Consider the following 20,742-nt stretch of genomic DNA (forward strand, 5'->3'; position numbering starts at 1 on the left):
AACTTTATTTTTATCCTTTAGGTTTATCTCTATTCATTTCAAGCATATCAACATTGGTGTTTTCTATACCTAACAAATACTTACTGAAATAATCTGCTTTTAACCAAAAGAAATATTCATTCATATCTCCAAATCCATGGCGTTGCCCAGGCATTATCATATAATCAAAACGTTTATTTGCCTTAATTAATGCATTCGCCATTCTAATTGTTGCTCCAGGGTTTACATTGTTATCAACATCACCAGTAACTAACATCAACTTACCTTTAAGGTTTGCAGCTAATTCTTGATTTTTATCAATATCATATTTATAAGAAATTTTCCCATCAGCATCTTTTTCTTCTTTAACACCATGGTGCGTTTCACTCCACCAACTATTATAAATGGTATTATCATGATTTCCCGCAGAAGAAACAGCTACCTTAAAAAAATCTGGATAAACAAGCATCGCTGCTGTTGACATAAATCCACCACCTGAATGTCCAAATATTCCTACTTTATCAATATCAATAAAAGAATATTTATCTGCCAACTGTTCAGCTACATATTTTTTATCCGCCAAACCATAATCGCGTAAATTTCCATAACCGTAATTATGATACCATTTTGAACGATCTGGATGACCACCTCTGTTTCCTAAACTAACAACAATAAACCCAACTTGAGCCATTCTATCGGTTCTGTCCATATTTACTGAAAAAGATTTGCTAACCGCTTCTGTTTGTGGTCCAGGATAAACATATTCAATTAAAGGGTACACCTTTGTTGAATCAAAATCGTAAGGTTTATATAGTACACCATAAATATCAGTAATACCATCATCTGCTTTCATAACAAATGTTTCAGGAAACTTATAGCCCGTTGCAAATAATTGCGACAAATCAGCTTCTTCTAAATTTAATATTAAAGCGCCCGTTGTTGATTTTAATTCGGACTTTGGAATTGTATTTACCCGTGAAAAATTAGTTACAAAATATTTATTTGAATCAGCTACACTAACATCTGTATTAAAATCTCCAGCATTTATACTTTTCATTCCTGTACCGTTTAAATTAATTCGGTATAAATGTGAATAATACGGATCTATTGTTTTATTTACACCATTTGCTGTAAAATATAAAACACGTTCATTTTCATTAATTCCTTCAAAATTATCTACGTGAAATGGTCCATTTGTTACTTGTTGTTTTAAATTTCCATTGGTATCATATAAATAAAAATGTGCCCAACCATCTCTTTCAGCCCAATGCAACATTTCTTGTTCATTATTAAATAAAACTAACGGACGGCTTTCAATATACGTATTAAAACGTTCTTCAATAAGAACTTTTACTTCACCAGTTTCTATATCAGCAACACATATATCCAATTTTTTTCTATCTCTACTAATTGTATTGAAGTAAATTTTCCCTTTTTTAGAAAGTAATAATGATGGCGAAAAATCATCATCATACGTTGATTTTTTTCTTGGAGCTCTATAAACCGAAACGCTTTGTTGTTTTACAGTATCTAATTGAACTTTTACAATTTCTTTTGAAGGAATATCAAAAATTAATAATTCATCTTTTGAAAATTCTTGCTCTCCAGGCATATGGTATTTATAAGTTTCAAGTGTTGGTCGCTTTTTTGAAACCGAATTAATTACCCATAAATCTTTCAACATTCTATCATCAGATTTCTGAAAAATAAATTTTTTAGAATCGTGTGACCAAACTCCCCAAACGCCTTTTCTGTCATCTTTTTTTTCTTCCATAGACTCATTATTTTCGCCATAATAATTCCCTCCATATCCAAAATCTTTAACACCATCTTTAGTCCATTGATTTTCAACAATTGTAGAATCTTTTTCATCTTTTACAGCTTTTAAAAAATTCTCTTTATCCATCCAATATAAATTGAAATTTTTAGAAAATAATACAATAGAACTATCTGGAGCAATATTTGCCCAACGTTTTATTTTTTCATCTTCTTTTTTATTATCAATTATGGTTAGTTTAGAATCTCCTAATTTATACTCTAAATGATACACTTTTCGTTCCATTTTAGGCTTCCCTCTTTTGGAAGATTTTTCACTAATTGAATCCTTTTTTGATGATGTGTTCTTTTCATCATCAACAGCTTCAACTTCTTCAGTTGCTGTAACTCTAAACCTAATAGCTGTTTCGTTTTTAACAAATTTAAAATCAAATTTAGGTAAATGTTGAGCGTCGTATGGGTCTTTGGTTATTTCTGTTAACCATTTTGCCATTTTAACATTATCAAATAATTGTATTTTCGATTTTCTATCTGCATCAACTAGATAATAATTAGATCCTTTAGTTGTTTTGTATTGATACCAAAATCTATTTCCGTTTTTTAACCAATGTGGATTTACAGTTGTTGAATGCACTAGTTTTGAAATGTTTTCGGGTGAAAATTTTGATGCTAATCTGTAATTTGGTTTGGGTTTACTGTTCTCTAAATGGTTGCTTGTATTTTGTCCGTATGAAAAACAAATTCCTATAAAAAAAAGGAACATAACTTTATTAAAATTCATCTTGTAAGTTTGGTTTATTAAAAAGTTAAATTTCAATAATTTGAATTACATTTCAAACATTTAAATCAATTTATTTATATAAAACAAAAAAAGCCGAGAAATATTCTCGGCTTTTTTTGTTTTTATAGTTTAGGTTACATTTTCATTAACCAGTTTTTTACGTCTACTTCATTTTTAATAATCTCGCGTAAATCTTCAATTTTTACACGTTGTTGTTCCATAGTATCTCTATGTCTAATTGTAACAGTATTATCGTTTAAAGTATCGTGATCAACTGTAATACAGAACGGAGTTCCTACTGCATCTTGTCGTCTATAACGTCTTCCAACGGCATCTTTTTCATCATAATCAACATTAAAGTCCCATTTTAAATCTTCCACAATTTTTTTAGCAACTTCTGGTAATCCATCTTTTTTAACCAAAGGTAAAATAGCCGCTTTGGTTGGCGCTAAAACTGGAGGTAATTTTAAAACAGTGCGTGTTGTGTTATTATCTAATTCTTCGTCAACTAAAGAATTTGAGAATACTGCTAAAAACATTCTATCTAAACCTATAGAAGTTTCTACAACATACGGTACATAGCGCTCATTTAATTCTGGATCAAAATATTGTAATTTTTTTCCTGAATATTTTTCATGGCTAGATAAATCAAAGTCAGTTCGAGAGTGAATTCCTTCTAATTCTTTAAAACCAAATGGAAATTTAAATTCAATATCTGCAGCGGCATCAGCATAATGTGCTAATTTTTCGTGGTCATGAAAACGGTAATTTTCAGCACCCATTCCTAATGATAAATGCCATTTTAAACGGGTTTGTTTCCAACTTTCATACCATTCTTTTTGAGTGCCAGGACGTACAAAAAATTGCATTTCCATTTGTTCAAATTCACGCATACGGAAAATAAATTGACGTGCAACTATTTCATTTCTAAATGCTTTACCAGTTTGTGCAATTCCAAAAGGAATTTTCATTCTTCCAGATTTTTGTACATTTAAAAAGTTTACAAAAATCCCTTGAGCAGTTTCTGGACGTAAATATAAATCCATTGCGGTATCAGCTGAAGCGCCTAATTTTGTTCCAAACATTAGGTTAAACTGCTTTACGTCTGTCCAATTTCTTGAACCTGATAACGGACACGCAATTTCCAATTCTTCAATTAAAGCTTTTACGTCTGCTAAATCTTCTTTTTCTAAAGATTGTCCCATACGCTTTAAAATTGCATCACCTTGCTCTTTGTATCCAACAACTCTTGGGTTTGTAGCTAAAAACTGATCTTTATCAAAAGATTCTCCAAAACGTTTTGCTGCTTTTTCAACTTCTTTTTCAATTTTAGCATCTAATTTACCAACATAATCTTCAATAAGAACATCTGCTCTATATCTTTTTTTAGAATCTTTATTATCTATTAAAGGATCATTAAAGGCATCTACGTGACCTGAAGCTTTCCAGGTTGTAGGGTGCATAAATATTGCTGCATCTAAACCAACAATATTTTCGTGCATTTGCACCATTGCTTTCCACCAATAATCTCTAATGTTTTTCTTTAATTCTACACCGTTTTGAGCATAGTCATATACTGCGCTCAAACCATCATATATTTCACTTGATTGGAATACATATCCGTATTCTTTTGCGTGTGAAACTACTTTTTTAAATTGATCTTCTTGATTTGCCATTGTGCAAAAATAATAAAGGTTTTAGTACAAAAAAATAAAAAAGTGGAAATAGCCTAAACTATTTCCACCTATTCACATTAAACAATATTAATTTGGAGTTATCTTTTTTACTTTAGTGTAATTTGAGAAGCTCCAGCAAATTTATTTTCTATAAAAATATTTACAGTGTAAACACCGTCTTTTATATTATCTCTATTTACTTCAACTAAAGAAATAATATCTATTGGTTCATTTACGTAATTTACAATTGTTTTGTCGCTATAATCAATGCTTGTATTATCAAATAATACTAATTGTCCTTTTCTAGCTATTGTACTTCCTTTTAAATCAACTATTTGTATATATACATTACGTTCACCTGGTTCAGAAATTTCATTTTTTGCAATGGTAAAATTAACTCTAAAAGCATCTGTATTTCTTGATCTTGAGGTTTCAACTAATTTACCTCCACTACGCTCTCTCATCGCTAAAATTTTAGCTGAATTCACTTTCAAGATTGAACCAATTTTCACTTTTTCGCTCAATCCTTGATTTAAAACTGTAAGCGTATCGTTTTTAGCCAATTGGTTTGAAACTACTACTTTTACACTATCTAAATTGCTTGATAATACCCTGTTTTCACTTATTAAAATTTCATTTTTTTGAAAAAGTTGCTTGTTAGTTTCTTCTAATTTAAAAATTTGACTTCTAAATTTACGCAACATTTCATAATTTATCACTTTCATGTTTTTGACAGAATCGCGTAACATTATAATTCTATCTCTTTCTAATGACAACTCATTAGACATTGATGTGTTTTTTGAGATAGCATCTTCATACTTAACAATCATACTATCTAAATTTGATGCAATTTCATTTTTCTCAACCTCAATAGCATCATTAAGTTTATTAAGTTTAGTACTGCTATAAAAAGTATAAATTGATATACCAACTAATAATAAAGCTAAAGCAATAATTAAAAACTTATTATTTGAATTTTTAGAATCTTCCATTTTCTATATATTAAATTTTTGTATGTATAACGCAAAATTAAGTGAATTAAGTATATAAATCACAATAAATTATTTGAGGGTAGTAAATTTGACTAAGAAAACTTAAATATACGAATTTAATTATCAAATTCATAATCATAAAGGCTTTAAAAACCCAAAAAATAAGTATATTTATTAAAAAATACTATGAAAATTTTAAAAGACATTATAAATGTTTTTTATCCTGATGTTTGTTTTTGCTGCAAAAATTATTTAACCAACAACGAAAAGTTACTTTGTTTGTTTTGCCGAAATGATTTACCATTAACAAACTTTAGTTTTGAAACACCTAATTTAGTTGAGAAAACTTTTTATGGAAGAATTCCTATTGAAAACGGCACAGCATTGTTTTATTTTATAAAAAAAGGCAAAGTACAACAACTTATTCACCAACTTAAATACAACGGACAACAACAAGTTGGCAGTTTTATTGGTAATTGGTTAGGTGAAGAGATGATTAGTAGCGAAAGATTTCATGATATAGATTGTATAATTCCTGTTCCATTACATCATAAAAAACTAAAAAAAAGAGGTTACAATCAAGTTACAACATTTGGACAAAGCTTATCGAAGATATTAAACATTCCGTTTTATGAGAACATATTAAAAAAGAAAACAGCCATAAATTCACAAACAAAATTAGTACGATTTGACCGCTGGAGAAATGTTGAAGAACTTTTTTATATTGAAAATGAAGTTTCATTATCTAACAAACACATACTTCTTATAGATGATATTATAACAACTGGCGCAACTCTTGAAGCTAGTTATTTAGCCTTAAACACTTTTAAAAATATTAAAATAAGTATTGCAAGTATGGCATACACTAAATAAAGTATTAAAAAATACAATAGTAACCAATGTAGTGCGTTTTTTTAATAAATTAATTGTTATTTTGCATTCAAAAAAATACATGAAGGCTACATTTTTAAAGTTACTTATAGTTACTATCTTGTATACTGCATTTTTTGGTTGTGCTAAAAGAGGAACTCCCACTGGTGGTCCAAAAGATTCTATTCCTCCTGTTTTAGTAAATGCAATACCTAAAATTGAAACAATTAACTTTAAAGAAAATAAAATAAAGTTATATTTTAATGAATATATTAAAATTAAAGATGTTAAGAAAAATTTAGTTATATCGCCTCCTCAAAAATACGACCCAATTATTACACCGGCGGGTACTGCTAGCAAATTTATAACAATTAAAATATTAGATACACTAGATTTAAATACTACTTATTCGTTTAATTTTGGAAATAGTATTGTAGATAATAATGAAGAAAATAAACTTGAAAATTTTAAATATGTTTTTTCAACAGGAACGTTTATTGATTCATTAAAACTTTCAGGAAAGGTAACCAACCCACTTATAAAAAAATCTCTTACCAATATTGATGTAATGTTATATGAATATAATAGTCAATTTAACGACTCTATTATTTACAAACAAAAACCTAGATATATAGCCAACACTTTAGATTCAACCCTTTTTGAAATTACTAACATTAGAGAAGGAAAATATTTATTAATTGCTTTACAAGATGCAAATAGCAATAAAATTTACAACCCTGAAATTGATAAAATTGGTTTTATTGGAGATACTGTTACACTACCAACAGATAAAACATTTGATTTTACAATTTTTAAAGAAATTCCTAAACTAAAAGTAATTAAACCAAAAGAAGTAAACAAAGGACATGCTATTTTTGGTTTTGAAGGAAATGCAAACGATTTAATTATTGAATTACTAACGCCAACACCAGAAGATTTTAAATCGGAAATAGTTTATGAAAAAAATAAAGACACAATAAATTATTGGTACACACCTTTTGAAACCGATTCCTTAAATTTTAAAGTCTCAAAAAATAATTACTCAGAAAATTTCACATTAAGCCTTAGAAGTTCAAAAACAGATTCATTAAAAATTACGCCAAGTGCAACTGGTATTTTACATTTAATTGATACTTTTTTTGTATCCACAAATACGCCAATAATTGATTTTAATGCTTCATTAATTAAAATAACAAAAAAAGATTCAACAGAAGTTCTTTTTACACCTATAATATCAAAATCAAAAAATAAATTATATTTAAATTTTGAAAAAGAAATAAATACCGATTACAATTTAGAAATATTACCAAAAACAATTACCGATATTTATCAAATTTCGAACGATAGTATTTCCTATAAATTAAAAACCAAATCACCTGAAGATTACGGCACAATAAATTTATCATTTGAAAACTCAAAAAACACACCTTTAATTGTTGAATTATTAAATGAAAAAGAACAGGTTATTAGAAAAGCCAAAACAAATAATCAACAAACTATAAGTTTTGAACTATTACTACCAGGAAAGTATTTAGTGAGAGTAACTTTAGATGAAAATAATAATGGTATTTGGGATACAGGAAATTTTTTAACCAGAAAGCAACCTGAAACGGTTAAATTTTTTGATCAAATTATAGAATTGCGGGCTAATTATGAATTAAATGAAACATTTAATATTAATTAAGTGCTTTTAATTTTTATTTAACTTAAAAAGAATTTATTACATTTGATATATTAAAACCTCAATGAATAAAAAACACTACCATATAATCCTTCTTTTAATTTGTATAAATACTTTTAACAGTATTGCTCAAGATAACAGTAGCCATGAAATTGGTTTTATTACTGGTTCTGCTTCATTTACAACAGATTATGGAGAAAGAAATCATTTTAAAAGTAATGTTGGTGGTAATGTTGGCACTGGGTTTGGATTGATTTACTATTTAAATTTTACCGATTATAGATATCGATGGAATGAAAGGTCTAGCTATTTTGTACATCATTTTAGACTGCGAGGAGAATTATCATATATGACTGCAAAACTTGATCATTTTGGAGAATGGGTTCAAGATTACAGAACAACTCCTGAGGCAGACAAGTTAAGAGCACATCATGGTAAAGCAAGTATTTTTAATGTAGGAACACAACTTGAATTTCATTGGGTTGATATTGTAGACTTTGGTTCTCGTAGAATTCCCGATTTAAAATGGTCGCCATATGTAAGTGCTGGTTTGTTCGTAAACTTTTACAACCCAACTATAAGTTCTGATATAGGCGATTGGAAAGAACCAGGTATTCTTTATCCAAAATGGGATCCAAATATAGATCCAGCAGCGGCACGAGATACGTCTGGAATTACAATGTCTGCAACTTTAGGTGTAGGAACAAGACATAAATTAGGAGAATATTCCGATATTTTAATAGAGTCTCGTTGGCAATACTTTTTTTCTAATTATGTTGATGGTTTAAATTCAAGACCAGACCCTTCCAATAAATACAACGATTGGTTGTTATGGGTCCATGTTGGTTATGTTTATTATTTAAATTAAGGGTTATACAAACTTTTTAAGTTGAAGTATAATACCTAAATGAATGCCTTCATGTAATAAATTAAATGTTAAAGCATCATTTATATTTTTTAAAGTAACAGCTACACTTGTTGTATATTCATTATATTCTGTAAAAATTCCTTTTTCATAATCTGCTGATAATTTTTCTGGCAAAGCTAAAAACTGCGTTTTAATTTCTTTAAACTCTGCCTCAGAAATTGTATAAGTTGGCGCAGTTCCTTTTTGAAAACTAGTAATCATTTCATCAGAAATCAAACACTTTAAACCAGCTAGTTTATAACATAATAATTGTTGTGTTACCACCAAATGAGCAATATTCCAAGCTATATTATTTTTAAATCCTTCAGGAATTTTATTTAACTGATCAATTGAAAGCCCTTCAATAATTTTTAATATTAAAATTCTAGATTTTTTTAAAGCGTCAAAATTTTTATTCATTTTCTCTGTTTTATAATAAAAGTCTTCAAATTTAAACTAAAAACATTTTAAATTTACCCGTTAAATAACAAAAACTTATGAAAAAAATTTATTACTTAAAAACCTGTGACACTTGTAGAAAAATTTTAAAAGAAATAGATACGTCTGACTATATTTTACAAGAAATTAAAACAGAGCCCATAACTGTTAAACAGCTAGATGAGTTATATGCACTAACAAAAAGTTATGAAGTATTGTTTAGCAAAATGGCAAAAAAGTACAAACAAATGGATTTAAAAAATCAAATTTTAACCGAAAATGATTATCGCCAACTAATTTTAGACGAATACACCTTCTTAAAACGCCCAGTTATTATTAATGAAAATGAGATTTTAATTGGAAATACAAAAAAAAGAATCTCTTTTTCCAAAAAAAATTAAACAAAAAGCATTAATCCTATGTTTTTAAAATTAAAATGATAATTTAAAAATAATGTAACATTTATCATTTGAATTATTTTTTATAAAAACTATATTGTGCGCTTACTAAACAATTAAGCTAATTATGAAAAAACATTTATTATTATTAGTTGCTTTAATTATAGCAACAAGTGCAAGTGCACAATTTTATGTAAGCGCCAGTGGTGGATATTCAATTTCTAGTGCAGGAATACTTACTGGAACTTCTTTAAACGATAGTCAAACCAAAGCTACTAATCACTACGGTAGTTACGGAGAGGGAATGACTGGTCAATTAAGAATTGGGAAATTTTTTAATGAAATGTTTGGTGCTGAATTAGGTTTAGCCTATTTACATGGAGCAGATCAAAATATTTCTTCATACCTAACTAATGATGATGGTGACATTAAAGAATATACAGATGGTAATGCTCACGCAAGAGCTTATGGTTTAACTGCATCTTTAATTTATAACTTCAATGAAAACTTTTATGGAAAAATTGGAATGGTAACTAAACTTGGAGGAAAAACTGAAGCAGAATTTACACGATATACAGAAACACCTTTAAGTGCTTTTGGTGTTGACCCTATAAAAACTCAAGGTATTAATGATTACCACGGAAGACTTCCTTTAGGTTTTACTGCTGCAATTGGTTACAAACATAGCCTTGGTGGAAATTGGGGTATTTTTGCTGAATTGGAATATTTAGGAATAAATGTAACTCGAGATTACTCAGAATTCGCAGAACTATCAATTACAACTCCTGCGACACCAGCTTTACCTGCTGGAGCAATTGGACCAAATGCAGTTCCTGCAATACCTGCTATGACTTGGAATTTAGGAGATGCCCCTTTAAATCATCCAATTTTTGGAACTATAGCGGCGCCTAGTAAAGTAACTTATGAAGATTCTTTACCTCAACCAAATAATGATCCTTCAAAATCATTATCATCAGTTGCTCCTTATTCATCTTTTGGAATAAACGTTGGTATTACTTATACTTTTAGTAAAAAATAATATCTTAACAACAATAAATAAAAAAGCCATTTAAATATTTAAATGGCTTTTTTTATAGCTAAATTCCCGTTAATTTTAAATCCGAATTTTCCATTAATTTGTTAAAATCATCTTCTGAAATATTGGTTTTTAAACCTAGTACTACAAAATCTTCATCGCTTTTTATTTTTAAAACAACTTCTTTAATAGTGTTTTTGCTCTCTAAAAAATACAATTGAACTTGATCACCATCACTATTAACTCTAAATATAGAAGCGTAATTTTTTCGTTTCATAAATTTATCAAACTGTTTATCAAGTGATGCTTTTTCATTTTCAAAAATCATAACTTTATAATGTTTAACATTTTTAAACAAATTTTTATATTCCTTAACATCATCTTTTGGAATAAATAAATTGGCAAAAAAGGCTGGAGTACTTATTGATAAATCACATTCGTCTTTATGCTCTGCATAAAAAGAATTAAAAGATGATTTTGATGCGCAAGAAGTTAGCAATACTACTGTTACTAAAATTAGGAAAGTATTTTTCATAAAAAAGGTGTTTAATCTATGACGAATAAACACCTTTTATGTAACGTTAATTATTATTATTATTATTTTTTTGAATACAACATTGGATTGGTATCCTCATCGTTGTACATTTTCATTTGTTTATAAACTTTCATATATTTTTCGCCAGCAGCAAAATCGTTTAATAAATCGTCAATAGCTGTAGATAAATCTACACGTTGTTCTAACAAAACATTCAACTTTTCTTGGCATTTTGCTCTATGTGCTTCAGAAGCACTTTCTCTAGTTGCTTCTTCTTTCATATGATAAATTTTTAACGCTAAAATAGACAATCTATCAATTGCCCAAGCTGGCGTTTCTGAATTGATTTTTGCGCCTTCTTTTACTTTAACATCTTTAAATTTATTTAAAAAATAACTATCAATAAATTCAACCATATCAGTTCTATCTTGGTTAGATGCATCAATTTTACGTTTTAAAACAATAGCATCAACCGGATTAATATCTGGTAAACGAATAATATCTTCATAATGCCATTGAACGGTGTCAATCCAATTTTTTCTGTACAATAAATGTTCAAATGAATTTTTATCATAAGGATTTTCAAATGGTTGATCTACGTCATCAATAACGTGGTATTTTTTTATAACTTCATCAAAAAGTTTGTTGTATTGTTGTGCACTCATACTAATTTTTCTAAAATATGTAAATATTCAACTGTTGCAGTTGCTTTATGGTTTCTGTTTTCTGTTTTATCAGCTTTAAACCGTTGATAATTGGTGGTTTTTAAACTGTATTTTCCGTACTTTTCCATTATTGTACGAACCTCATTTTCAGCCATTAAACCTTCGTTATTATAGCTTAAAAAAACGTACGTAAAGTTAGCATTTTTAATTAACTCTTCGAAAGATTTTTTAACTTCATTTTTTTTGCAATATGCAGAGCGATAATAATTTCGTAATCCGGTTTTTCCTTGCGGCTCAAACAAATCGTACTTAGCAATGGTGTTTAATAAGTGGTAATTTGAGCCATATTGACGTGCATTGTACGGCGGATCTAAATACAGAATATCTCCTTTTATTTTTTTTATAAGCAGGTTACTATCTTCATTAAAAACTTTATGAGCGTTTTTGCTAACGTCAAAATTTGCAGGTTTTAAAACCAACCTTTTTTGAGCAGACTTTTTTAACTTTTTTAAATAAGCACCATAAACTGAAGCTGTATTTGCCACTTTATCGGCACTTTCTATTAAAGAAGCTAGTAAGAAAAAATATTCATCATCAGAAATTTCATTCGTGTTTTTCCATTCCTCAATTTGTTGACGAATCGCATCAATTTTTTTTCCGTTTTCAGCGGAAAAATACAACCTATTTTGCAATCCGTTTTCGCAATAATTTTGAAATATAAATCCTTCTATTCCTTCTAAATTATTAAGGAAAACTAATTTTTCATCAATTTCTATGATTTTTGAATTTCCTATGTAATTTCTATTTAACACATAGCTATAAAACTCCACATCATTTGCTATAACTTGTTTTACAATTGGTTTAAAATTTCTACCAACAATTCCGGTTCCAGCAAATAAATCACAAAAAACAAGGTTCGATAAATCGTTGCCAACCACACTTGTTATTGACTTTTTTAAAAACGATGAAAGTTTATGTTTAGAACCTATATAATTCAATAGTTACAGTTTTTGAGGTTATTTTATTGCCCAAATAATATCGGATTTTACAATGTTATTTTGAAAGTAAAAAGTCTCTAATTTATCTTCCGTAAAAGTACTTAAATATGTTGAAATAATTTTTTGAAGCCATAAAATCTCGGCTTTTAATTTCCAATGTTCATTTTGTTCATTAAAATCAATTAAAACAATAAATAACCTGTTTTTTAAATGCTTCCGTTGTTGTTGACTTTGGTTTTTATACAACCATGCTATCAATTCTCTTTTGTGTTCAATAGCGTATGGAATCGATTTTTTAAAACCTGCTGGAAAAACTGTAGTTTTATGATCAAAAGGAATGGAATTTACAAAAAAATCTGTGTATTTATCTTTTGAATTTTGATGCGGATGTACATTTTCATGCTCGCAAAAAATAGCTTCAACTCCTTTTGCTGACCAAAAATTAAACCATCGGTTTAAAGCATAGTTTTTAAGTTCCGTAAAATTTAAACTGTTTTTAAAACTAGTTTCAATTTCACTTAAAACGGCATCAAAAGTGTTTATTTTGTAAATAAAATTGGTTTCAACATCTAGTTTATTAGTTTGTTTTCTCCCCCAATTATAATCAAATTTTAATCTTTTTTTTAATTCTTTTTCTAGCAATTCATAGTTCATGTACGTTTATGAAAATTTACGTTCTATTAAATCCATCAATCTGTTTTCGTATTCTTCTTTATTTTGCCAATTATAATCTGGTTTTACAAAATCATTTAAAAATGAAATGGCTTCCTGTAATTCTGTAAATGAATTTAATTGCGATAAAACTCTGTTAAAATCTTCCTGACTTCCGTCAAACAAATATTTTACAAAAGCAATTCTGTCATTTAAACCAACTTGAATATTTTTGTTAAATAATGCATCATTTAAAGAGCGTTTTTTTATTTCTTCAGTTGAAATATTTTCTACTATAGGAGTTTCTTTTGTTACTTTTTCAAATAAATTAGTAGCAATATCAGCAGAAATAGCATCTTTAAATTCTTCTTCTAAAGAAATTTGTAAAGATGGTAAGTCTTTTTCATCGTCTTTTACAAAAACCTGTTTTGTTTCAAATATTTCTTCTATTACTTCTTCTGAAATCACCTCCTTTTGCTCAGGTTCAAAAACAATTTCATCGTTATTTATTTCTTCTAATTCAATTGTTATTTCAGTTTCCTTTTTAACAACTTTTTCAGTTATTTCAACTTCTTCTTCTAAAACAACTTCTTTGTTAGTTTCAACTGCTGTTGGTTTTACATCTAAAAATTCATCAACAAACTTTAAAACAGATAGTTTTTCATAAATTTCTTGTGCTTTTTTATGCAAAACTTGTACATCATCTTTATTTTCCATTTTTAAAATGCTGTGTGCCAGACTCACTAATTCAGCTTCTAATTTTTTGTGCATAAGTTGATTTGTTAAATGATTTTTGATGAATAATTTTTCTCTAAATTTGTAAGGCTCAAAATTGAATATTTCAGCTTTGAATTAATTTATAACGAATGTAAAAAAATAATCACTATTTTTTTAATCATTTAAATTAAAACTAAAAAATTACAATAACCTTTCAAGCGTGAATTTACAAAATGTTTCTTGAAAATACAGTAAATCATACCGAACAATTTGGCTGGATAGAAGTTATTTGCGGCTCAATGTTTTCTGGTAAAACAGAAGAGCTTATTCGCAGATTAAAACGCGCCCAGTTTGCAAAACAAAAAGTAGAAATTTTTAAACCTGCTATTGATGTTAGGTATGATGATGAAAAAGTAGTTTCACATGATGCCAACGAAATTAGATCTACACCAGTTCCTTCATCTTCAAATATTAGAATTTTAGCTAGTGATTGTGATGTTGTTGGCATAGATGAGGCGCAATTTTTTGATGACCAAATTGTAGCAGTATGCAATGATTTAGCCAACAGAGGAATTAGAGTTATTGTTGCTGGTTTAGATATGGATTTTAAAGGAAATCCGTTTGGGCCAATGCCTGCACTTATGGCAACTGCAGAATATGTAACTAAAGTACATGCAGTTTGTACAAGAACCGGAAATTTAGCACATTATAGCCATAGAACTGCGGCAAGTGAAGAATTGGTTTTATTGGGTGAAACTCAAGAATACGAACCTTTAAGTAGAGCTGCTTATTACAAAGCCATACAAGAAGAAAAAATTAAAAAAGCCCAACAAAATAACAATGGAAAATAGCCATGTTACAACGCTTGAAATAGATTTAAACGCTATAGATTTCAACTTAAATTACTTTAAATCTAAATTAAAAAAAAGTACCAAAGTTTTGGTTGTTGTAAAAGCTTTTGGTTACGGTAGCGATGCACAAAAAATTGCAAAATATTTAGAACCTAATGTAGATTATTTTGCAGTTGCTTATACAGATGAAGGAATTGCACTTAGAAACGCCGGCGTAAAAACACCTATTTTAGTTTTACATCCGCAAAAAAGCAATATTTTAAAAATTATTGAATACAATTTAGAAGCAAATATGTATTCCGTTGGAATATTAAAATCTTTGTTAGAAATTGTAAAATCCGAAAAGCTAAAAAATATTCCAATTCATTTAAAATTTAATACTGGTTTAAACCGATTAGGTTTTAATAAAAAGGATATTTCCGAGATTGTTTCGTTAGTGAAAAATCAGGATGAAGTTTATATAAAATCTATATTTTCTCATATTGCAGCTAGTGAAGATTTAAACGAACGCGCTTTTACATTGCAACAAATAAACGATTTTAAAGCTATTGCCGATGAATTAATTCCACAATTAAAAAATGTTCCTTTTAAACATATGCTAAATACTTCTGGAATTATTAATTACGCAGAAGAAGCTCAGTTTGAAATGGTACGTTTAGGCATTGGATTGTACGGTTTTGGAAACGACAAAAATGAAACAGCAAAACTAAAAAATGTACTTACTTTAAAATCGGTAATTTCTCAAATTCATACTATAGAAAAAGGAGAAAGTTTAGGTTATAACAGATCTTTTATTGCTGAAAAAACCACAAAAACTGCCACAATACCTATTGGTCACGCTGACGGAATTTCTAGACAATTTGGAAAAGGTGTTGGTTTTGTTTACATAAATAACCAAAAAGCACCTATTGTTGGAAACGTTTGTATGGATGTAATTATGGTAAATATTACTGGAATACCTTGTAATGAAGGTGATGAAGTAATTGTTTACAAAAATCAACAACATATAGAAACATTATCAAAAAATACAAATACTATTCCATATGAATTGTTAACAGCAATTTCGCAACGCGTAAAAAGAGTGTTAAAAAAATGTTAATGCAATTGTATTTTTTTATTAAATTAGCAACCATTAACCAAAAACAACAATTAAATGGGAATGTTAAAAGAATTTAAAGATTTTGCAATGAAGGGAAACCTTGTTGACATTGCAGTAGGTTTTGTTATGGGTGCTGCCTTTAACAAAATTGTTTCTTCATTTACAGGTGGAATAGTTTCTCCACTTATTGGTCTAATTTTTAAATCAGACTTTAAAGATTTAAAATACGTAATTAATGAAGGAGTTATGGATGAAGCTGGAGCAGTAACTAGTGAAGTTGCTGTATTATACGGTGAATTTTTAACAAACCTTATCGATTTTATTATTGTGGCATTTGTAATGTTTATGATGATAAAAGCTATCAATAAAACTAAAAAGAAAGAAGTTCCTGCTCCTGCAGCACCAAAAGGACCTTCTCAAGAAGATTTACTAATTGAAATTAGAGATTTACTAGCAAAAAAATAATAAAGAATTTTAACCAAACTTTCTTTAATACTAAAAAGGTTCGCGATTGCGAACCTTTTTTTATGTTATTATTTTTCCTTTTGTGTTTTATAAACTTCAGCAATTGTGGGAGAATTTGTTGCTTTTTTAATTAAAACCATAACATCCCCTTTTTTCACATTTCCGGTTTGTAGCACTTTAAAATAAATACCACTTTTTGTAGAATTCCAAAATTGTTTTACTACTTTTTGTGTTCCAAAACGCAAACCTAATTTATAACAAGGATCTCTTGGTTTAGTAACTTCTAAAATAACTTCACCCAATTCATAAGTATCTCCAACATAAATTTCTGTTTCTTCTAAATTAGAAATTGTTAAGTTTTCACCAAACATTCCGTATTTCCAATCTAAATTTGGATACAAACTTTTCCAATAGTCATAATGATTTTCAGAATATCCGTACACTGCTTTTTCTATACCACCATGATATCTTCTATCAATAACTGCATCACCTACAACATCTTTTTCTCCTAAAAAAATAGCTTCATCAACAGGAAATTTAAAAATACCTGTTTCAATACTTTTCCCTTTGTAATTTAGTACTTTCTTTTCGCCTAAATTTGCTGAAATTACTTTCATTTTTCTTCAAATTTTATAAGTTCATCTGCAATTTTTCTGTCATTTGCTAATCGTGGTACTTTATTTTGTCCGCCTAATTTACCAACCGATTTCATATAATTATTAAAACCACCTTTTTCAATTAATGTTATTTTTAAGGGTCTAAGAATTTTACCAACAATTAAATCATAATAATAACTATTTTTTTCTTGAAGCGCTTTATCTACTTTTAAAGCAAAATCTTCTAAATTATCTGGTTTATTACCAAATTCTATAAACCATTCGTGATAAGGTAATCCTGTTTCTGGCGAAATTTGTGGTGCTACAGTAAATTCGTTTACAGTGATTTTTGTATTTATAGTTTGATTATTTATAGCATCTTCTACCTCTTTTCCAATAACGTGTTCACCAAAAGCCGAAATAAAATGTTTTATTCTGCCAGAAACTACAATTCTTGGTGGATTCAATGAAACAAACTTTATAGTATCGCCAATATTATATCCCCACAAACCTGCATTGGTATTTAAAATAATGACATAATTAATATCTAATTTTACATCTTTTAATGAAATTCTTGTTGGATTTTCATTAAAAAACTCATCCGCAGGAATAAATTCATAAAAAATTCCGTTATTAATGGCTAACAACATTCCTTCTTCTTTTTGAGAATCTTGATACGCAATAAATCCTTCAGAAGCTGGATATAACTCAATAGCGTCAACTTTTCTTCCAATTAAATTTTCGAATTTATTTCTGTAAGGTTCATAGTTTACGCCACCATACACAAACAAATTGAAGTTTGGAAAAACCTCTCCTACTTTTTTACCTGTTCTGGCAACTATTCGTTCAAAATACATTTGCACCCACGAAGGAATTCCACCAATTAAAGTCATATTTTCATGAATGGTTTCATCAATAACAGCTTCAACTTTAGTTTCCCAATCTTCAATACAATTGGTTTCCCAACTTGGCAATCTGTTTTTAGTTAAATAACTTGGAACGTAATGTGCTGAAATTCCTGAAAGACGTCCAATTTTAATTCCGTTTTTTTCTTTTAACTCCGGACTTCCTTGTAAAAAAATAACCTTACCACCTAAAAAATCAGCTTTTTTTGTTTCATTTATATACATTAAAAGTGCATTTTTAGCCGATTCAATATGGGTTGGCATGGATTCTTTTGTAAGAGGTATGTATTTTGTGCCTGAAGTTGTGCCTGATGTTTTAGCAAAATATAATGGTTTTCCTTTCCATAAAATATCTTGTTCACCATTAATTACTTTTTCAATATATGGTTTAATGTCTTCATAATCAGCAATAGGAACGTGCTGTTTAAAATTCTCATACGTTTTTATTTCAGAAAAATGATGATCTTTACCAAACTCAGTATTTTGTGCTAGTTTAATGAGTTTTTTAAATACTTTTTCCTGCACTTCAATGGCATTTTTGCTTTGCTTATATACTTTTAAAGCTACAAGTTTTGCATAAGGTTTTGCTAAAATAGATTTAATGTTCATTACTTATTCAAAATCAATATAATAGGTTGGATTTACTGGATAACCTTCGCTCCATAATTCAAAATGCAAATGTGGGCCAGTACTAAACTCTCCTGCATTTCCAGCAGAAGCAATTACTTCACCAGATTGCACAAAATCGCCTTGTTCTTTGGTAAGTGATGTATTGTGTTTATACACCGAAATAAATCCGTTATTATGTTCAATAATTATTACATGGCCTGTAGTTGCTGTCCATTCTGCAAAAATAACAGTTCCATCGGCAATAGATTTTACGGGTGTGTTCATTTCAACGGCAATATCTACTGCAAAATGTTTTGCTTTTGGACTGTAACCATCTGACAGCGTACCAACAACAGGCGCAAAAAACACTACTTCTGTGTCCTTTATTGCTTCATCAAAAATACTAAATCTGTCAATTCGTTCAATTTCTGATCTAAATTCTAAATCTTGATCACTCGGAGCCAAATTCATACTATCCTTATTATATTGAACGGATTGCATTACAGAATCTCTATCAAACATTACTTCAGATATTTTACCAGTAAGCAATTCTTTTACTTTAGAAATGTACAAATTATTTACATCTAATACTTGTTGTAAAGAGTCTACTTTATACACTAAATGTGTAGCTTCTTTTTTTAATTTTGTTGAAGAATAACCAGGAATGTATTCTTTTAAACCTGTAAAAGCTATTAAATATGTAGTACCAACAATTAATAATATGGAAAACAACCCACCAAAAACAAACACATTTAAACGTGTTAATTTGAACGTTAGTTTTTCTTCAAAAGTATCTTCATTTAAAATTACCAAGCGGTATTTATTAAATAATTTTTTTCGAATCCGTCCTTTATTATTTTTCTTTTTGGCCATATTTTAATTAAAACAAATATACAACGAAATATCGTTAATTAAATTTCAACATAAAATTCCGTGACTGTTAAAACTTCGCTAAAGTTATGCTTTATAAAAGTTCATTTCATCAATATAATTCCAAACCTTTTCAGGTAACATTGGCTGTATGTTTTTGTTATTTTTTATAGATTTTCTAATAAAAGTTGATGAAATTTCTACAATTGGCGCAGCTACTCTATGTACTTTTGGATGATTTAAAAACTGACTATCTGTTGTTCCATCAGAAATTCTTGGATACACATATAACTCGTAATTTTGAACAATAGTTTCGTAATTTTTCCATTTATGAAATCCCTTTAAATTGTCTTCACCCATAATTAAACAAAATTGATGTTCTGGGTATTTTTCTTCAATATGAATTAATGTATTAATAGTATAATTTGGCTGCGGTAATTTAAATTCTATGTCAGATGTTTTTAATTTTTGATAGTCATCAACCGCAATATTTGCAATGGCCAATCTATGATGATTACTAAGCATTGATTTTTTTTGTTTGAATGGACTTTGTGGTGTAATTACAAACCAAATCTCCTCTAAATCAGAAAATTCAGCCATATAATTCGCAATTATTAAATGCCCAATATGAATGGGATTAAAAGTGCCAAAAAACAATCCAACTTTCATTTATTTTATAAAATTTTTAACCAATTTATATGCTTTTTCTTTTGCTTCTTCTAAATTATCATTCACTAAAATAACATCAAAATCTTTAGCATATTTTAATTCTTTTTCAGCTTTTGCTACGCGTTCTTGTATTTTTTCTTCGCTATCTGTTTTTCTTCCTCTTAACCTTTTCTCCATTTCTTCAATAGATGGTGGTTGTACAAAAATTGCCAACGTTTGTTCTGGAAATTTCTTTTTTATATTTAAACCACCAACAACATCAATATCAAAAATTACGTGTTTTCCTTGTTTCCAAATGCGCTCTACTTCTTCTTTTAATGTGCCATAATAATTATTGGTATAAACCTCTTCATACTCAATAAAAGCATCATTTTTTATGTGCTTTTGAAATTCTTCAGCTGAAATAAAATAATAATCTTTACCGTGTATTTCAATTCCCCTACTTCCTCTTGATGTTGCTGAAATTGAAAAATCTAATTCAAGTTCTGGCATTTGCAATAAATGCCTTACAATAGTTGTTTTACCAGAACCCGATGGCGCTGAAAAAACAATGAGTTTGCCTTTGGTATTCATTGTTT

The 20,742-nt window shown here is 28.6% G+C and carries 22 protein-coding genes; 8 read left to right on the top strand and 14 right to left on the bottom strand.

Annotated features, from left to right (window positions below; translation table 11 throughout):
* Positions 1-10: 10 nt before the first annotated feature.
* The 3 genes from BM335_RS07030 to BM335_RS07040 all read right to left on the bottom strand — a co-directional run bounded on the left by BM335_RS07030 (position 11) and on the right by BM335_RS07040 (position 5,204).
* Complete coding sequence (locus BM335_RS07030; protein WP_245780630.1) at positions 11-2,536, bottom strand: S9 family peptidase; 2,526 nt, start codon at positions 2,534-2,536, stop codon at positions 11-13.
* 134 nt (positions 2,537-2,670) lie between these two features.
* On the bottom strand, positions 2,671-4,212 hold the full coding sequence (locus tag BM335_RS07035; RefSeq protein WP_090224727.1) for a glycine--tRNA ligase: 1,542 nt from the start codon (positions 4,210-4,212) through the stop codon (positions 2,671-2,673).
* 107 nt (positions 4,213-4,319) lie between these two features.
* Positions 4,320-5,204: a hypothetical protein gene (locus BM335_RS07040; RefSeq protein ID WP_090224730.1), complete on the bottom strand. Its 885-nt coding sequence runs from the start codon at positions 5,202-5,204 to the stop codon at positions 4,320-4,322.
* Positions 5,205-5,390: 186 nt separating this feature from the next.
* Between BM335_RS07040 and BM335_RS07045 the strand changes: the two genes are divergently transcribed.
* From BM335_RS07045 to BM335_RS07055, 3 genes are all read left to right on the top strand, one after another.
* Complete coding sequence (locus BM335_RS07045; RefSeq protein ID WP_177219175.1) at positions 5,391-6,077, top strand: ComF family protein; 687 nt, start codon at positions 5,391-5,393, stop codon at positions 6,075-6,077.
* A gap of 79 nt (positions 6,078-6,156) precedes the next feature.
* On the top strand, positions 6,157-7,758 hold the full coding sequence (locus BM335_RS07050; protein ID WP_143102396.1) for an Ig-like domain-containing protein: 1,602 nt from the start codon (positions 6,157-6,159) through the stop codon (positions 7,756-7,758).
* A 61-nt stretch (positions 7,759-7,819) separates the two neighbouring features.
* Positions 7,820-8,623 carry a THC0290_0291 family protein gene (locus BM335_RS07055; protein WP_090224736.1) on the top strand — a complete coding sequence of 268 codons (804 nt, stop codon included), beginning with the start codon at positions 7,820-7,822 and terminating at the stop codon, positions 8,621-8,623.
* 3 nt (positions 8,624-8,626) lie between these two features.
* On the opposite strand, the gene BM335_RS07060 is transcribed toward BM335_RS07055, so the two are convergent.
* Positions 8,627-9,082: a DinB family protein gene (locus BM335_RS07060; protein ID WP_090224738.1), complete on the bottom strand. Its 456-nt coding sequence runs from the start codon at positions 9,080-9,082 to the stop codon at positions 8,627-8,629.
* A gap of 77 nt (positions 9,083-9,159) precedes the next feature.
* On the opposite strand from BM335_RS07060, the gene BM335_RS07065 reads away from it, so the two are divergent.
* Both BM335_RS07065 and BM335_RS07070 read left to right on the top strand, forming a co-directional pair.
* Positions 9,160-9,501, top strand: a complete 342-nt coding sequence (locus BM335_RS07065) for an arsenate reductase family protein (protein WP_090224740.1) — start codon at positions 9,160-9,162, stop codon at positions 9,499-9,501.
* A gap of 124 nt (positions 9,502-9,625) precedes the next feature.
* Complete coding sequence (locus tag BM335_RS07070) at positions 9,626-10,537, top strand: outer membrane beta-barrel protein (RefSeq protein WP_090224741.1); 912 nt, start codon at positions 9,626-9,628, stop codon at positions 10,535-10,537.
* Between the two features lie 58 nt (positions 10,538-10,595).
* On the opposite strand, the gene BM335_RS07075 is transcribed toward BM335_RS07070, so the two are convergent.
* The 5 genes from BM335_RS07075 to BM335_RS07095 all read right to left on the bottom strand — a co-directional run bounded on the left by BM335_RS07075 (position 10,596) and on the right by BM335_RS07095 (position 14,154).
* Positions 10,596-11,069 (bottom strand): DUF4252 domain-containing protein, encoded by a 474-nt coding sequence (locus tag BM335_RS07075; protein WP_090224743.1) that lies wholly within the window; start codon positions 11,067-11,069, stop codon positions 10,596-10,598.
* Positions 11,070-11,131: 62 nt separating this feature from the next.
* Complete coding sequence (locus BM335_RS07080) at positions 11,132-11,734, bottom strand: DUF4254 domain-containing protein (RefSeq protein ID WP_090224745.1); 603 nt, start codon at positions 11,732-11,734, stop codon at positions 11,132-11,134.
* Positions 11,731-12,732 (bottom strand): DNA adenine methylase, encoded by a 1,002-nt coding sequence (locus tag BM335_RS07085; RefSeq protein ID WP_090224748.1) that lies wholly within the window; start codon positions 12,730-12,732, stop codon positions 11,731-11,733. Before BM335_RS07085 ends, BM335_RS07080 begins: the two co-directional genes overlap by 4 nt.
* An 18-nt stretch (positions 12,733-12,750) precedes the next feature.
* Positions 12,751-13,386, bottom strand: coding sequence for a hypothetical protein (locus tag BM335_RS07090; RefSeq protein ID WP_090224750.1), 636 nt, complete (start codon positions 13,384-13,386; stop codon positions 12,751-12,753).
* Positions 13,387-13,392: 6 nt separating this feature from the next.
* Positions 13,393-14,154, bottom strand: coding sequence for a hypothetical protein (locus tag BM335_RS07095; protein ID WP_090224753.1), 762 nt, complete (start codon positions 14,152-14,154; stop codon positions 13,393-13,395).
* A 179-nt stretch (positions 14,155-14,333) separates the two neighbouring features.
* On the opposite strand from BM335_RS07095, the gene BM335_RS07100 reads away from it, so the two are divergent.
* The 3 genes from BM335_RS07100 to mscL are packed head-to-tail and all read left to right on the top strand — an operon-like array spanning position 14,334 to position 16,515.
* Entirely contained in the window at positions 14,334-14,951 is a 618-nt protein-coding gene (locus BM335_RS07100) for a thymidine kinase (RefSeq protein ID WP_090224755.1), read from the top strand.
* The gene (gene alr, locus BM335_RS07105; RefSeq protein ID WP_090224758.1) at positions 14,941-16,050 is read left to right on the top strand and encodes an alanine racemase; all 1,110 of its coding nucleotides are present in this window, start codon (positions 14,941-14,943) and stop codon (positions 16,048-16,050) included. Before BM335_RS07100 ends, alr begins: the two co-directional genes overlap by 11 nt.
* Positions 16,051-16,110: 60 nt before the next feature.
* A complete protein-coding gene (gene mscL / locus BM335_RS07110; RefSeq protein ID WP_218157811.1) occupies positions 16,111-16,515 on the top strand; it encodes a large-conductance mechanosensitive channel protein MscL in 405 nt (134 codons plus the stop codon).
* Between the two features lie 68 nt (positions 16,516-16,583).
* Here mscL and BM335_RS07115 read toward each other — a convergent pair whose 3' ends face one another.
* The 5 genes from BM335_RS07115 to gmk all read right to left on the bottom strand — a co-directional run bounded on the left by BM335_RS07115 (position 16,584) and on the right by gmk (position 20,737).
* Entirely contained in the window at positions 16,584-17,132 is a 549-nt protein-coding gene (locus BM335_RS07115; protein WP_090224763.1) for an MOSC domain-containing protein, read from the bottom strand.
* A complete protein-coding gene (locus tag BM335_RS07120; protein WP_090224765.1) occupies positions 17,129-18,625 on the bottom strand; it encodes a GH3 auxin-responsive promoter family protein in 1,497 nt (498 codons plus the stop codon). The genes BM335_RS07115 and BM335_RS07120 overlap by 4 nt, the downstream gene beginning before the upstream one ends.
* Before the next feature lie 3 nt (positions 18,626-18,628).
* Entirely contained in the window at positions 18,629-19,498 is an 870-nt protein-coding gene (locus BM335_RS07125) for a M23 family metallopeptidase (RefSeq protein ID WP_090224768.1), read from the bottom strand.
* A gap of 84 nt (positions 19,499-19,582) precedes the next feature.
* Positions 19,583-20,164, bottom strand: coding sequence for a nicotinate (nicotinamide) nucleotide adenylyltransferase (gene nadD / locus BM335_RS07130; RefSeq protein ID WP_090224770.1), 582 nt, complete (start codon positions 20,162-20,164; stop codon positions 19,583-19,585).
* Positions 20,165-20,737, bottom strand: coding sequence for a guanylate kinase (gene gmk, locus BM335_RS07135; protein ID WP_090224773.1), 573 nt, complete (start codon positions 20,735-20,737; stop codon positions 20,165-20,167). It abuts the gene before it with no gap.
* Between the last annotated feature and the right edge of the window lie 5 nt (positions 20,738-20,742).

This window comes from Lutibacter maritimus (genome assembly GCF_900116115.1).
Classification (GTDB): Bacteria; Bacteroidota; Bacteroidia; order Flavobacteriales; family Flavobacteriaceae; genus Lutibacter; species Lutibacter maritimus.

Coding starts and splice junctions, on each gene's coding strand:
- BM335_RS07030 (WP_245780630.1), bottom strand. CDS start 2,536: ATGAATTTTAATAAAGTTATGTTCCTTTTTTTTATAGGAATTTGTTTT.
- BM335_RS07035 (WP_090224727.1), bottom strand. CDS start 4,212: ATGGCAAATCAAGAAGATCAATTTAAAAAAGTAGTTTCACACGCAAAA.
- BM335_RS07040 (WP_090224730.1), bottom strand. CDS start 5,204: ATGGAAGATTCTAAAAATTCAAATAATAAGTTTTTAATTATTGCTTTA.
- BM335_RS07045 (WP_177219175.1), top strand. CDS start 5,391: ATGAAAATTTTAAAAGACATTATAAATGTTTTTTATCCTGATGTTTGT.
- BM335_RS07050 (WP_143102396.1), top strand. CDS start 6,157: ATGAAGGCTACATTTTTAAAGTTACTTATAGTTACTATCTTGTATACT.
- BM335_RS07055 (WP_090224736.1), top strand. CDS start 7,820: ATGAATAAAAAACACTACCATATAATCCTTCTTTTAATTTGTATAAAT.
- BM335_RS07060 (WP_090224738.1), bottom strand. CDS start 9,082: ATGAATAAAAATTTTGACGCTTTAAAAAAATCTAGAATTTTAATATTA.
- BM335_RS07065 (WP_090224740.1), top strand. CDS start 9,160: ATGAAAAAAATTTATTACTTAAAAACCTGTGACACTTGTAGAAAAATT.
- BM335_RS07070 (WP_090224741.1), top strand. CDS start 9,626: ATGAAAAAACATTTATTATTATTAGTTGCTTTAATTATAGCAACAAGT.
- BM335_RS07075 (WP_090224743.1), bottom strand. CDS start 11,069: ATGAAAAATACTTTCCTAATTTTAGTAACAGTAGTATTGCTAACTTCT.
- BM335_RS07080 (WP_090224745.1), bottom strand. CDS start 11,734: ATGAGTGCACAACAATACAACAAACTTTTTGATGAAGTTATAAAAAAA.
- BM335_RS07090 (WP_090224750.1), bottom strand. CDS start 13,386: ATGAACTATGAATTGCTAGAAAAAGAATTAAAAAAAAGATTAAAATTT.
- BM335_RS07095 (WP_090224753.1), bottom strand. CDS start 14,154: ATGCACAAAAAATTAGAAGCTGAATTAGTGAGTCTGGCACACAGCATT.
- BM335_RS07100 (WP_090224755.1), top strand. CDS start 14,334: ATGTTTCTTGAAAATACAGTAAATCATACCGAACAATTTGGCTGGATA.
- alr (WP_090224758.1), top strand. CDS start 14,941: ATGGAAAATAGCCATGTTACAACGCTTGAAATAGATTTAAACGCTATA.
- mscL (WP_218157811.1), top strand. CDS start 16,111: ATGTTAAAAGAATTTAAAGATTTTGCAATGAAGGGAAACCTTGTTGAC.
- BM335_RS07115 (WP_090224763.1), bottom strand. CDS start 17,132: ATGAAAGTAATTTCAGCAAATTTAGGCGAAAAGAAAGTACTAAATTAC.
- BM335_RS07120 (WP_090224765.1), bottom strand. CDS start 18,625: ATGAACATTAAATCTATTTTAGCAAAACCTTATGCAAAACTTGTAGCT.
- BM335_RS07125 (WP_090224768.1), bottom strand. CDS start 19,498: ATGGCCAAAAAGAAAAATAATAAAGGACGGATTCGAAAAAAATTATTT.
- nadD (WP_090224770.1), bottom strand. CDS start 20,164: ATGAAAGTTGGATTGTTTTTTGGCACTTTTAATCCCATTCATATTGGG.
- gmk (WP_090224773.1), bottom strand. CDS start 20,737: ATGAATACCAAAGGCAAACTCATTGTTTTTTCAGCGCCATCGGGTTCT.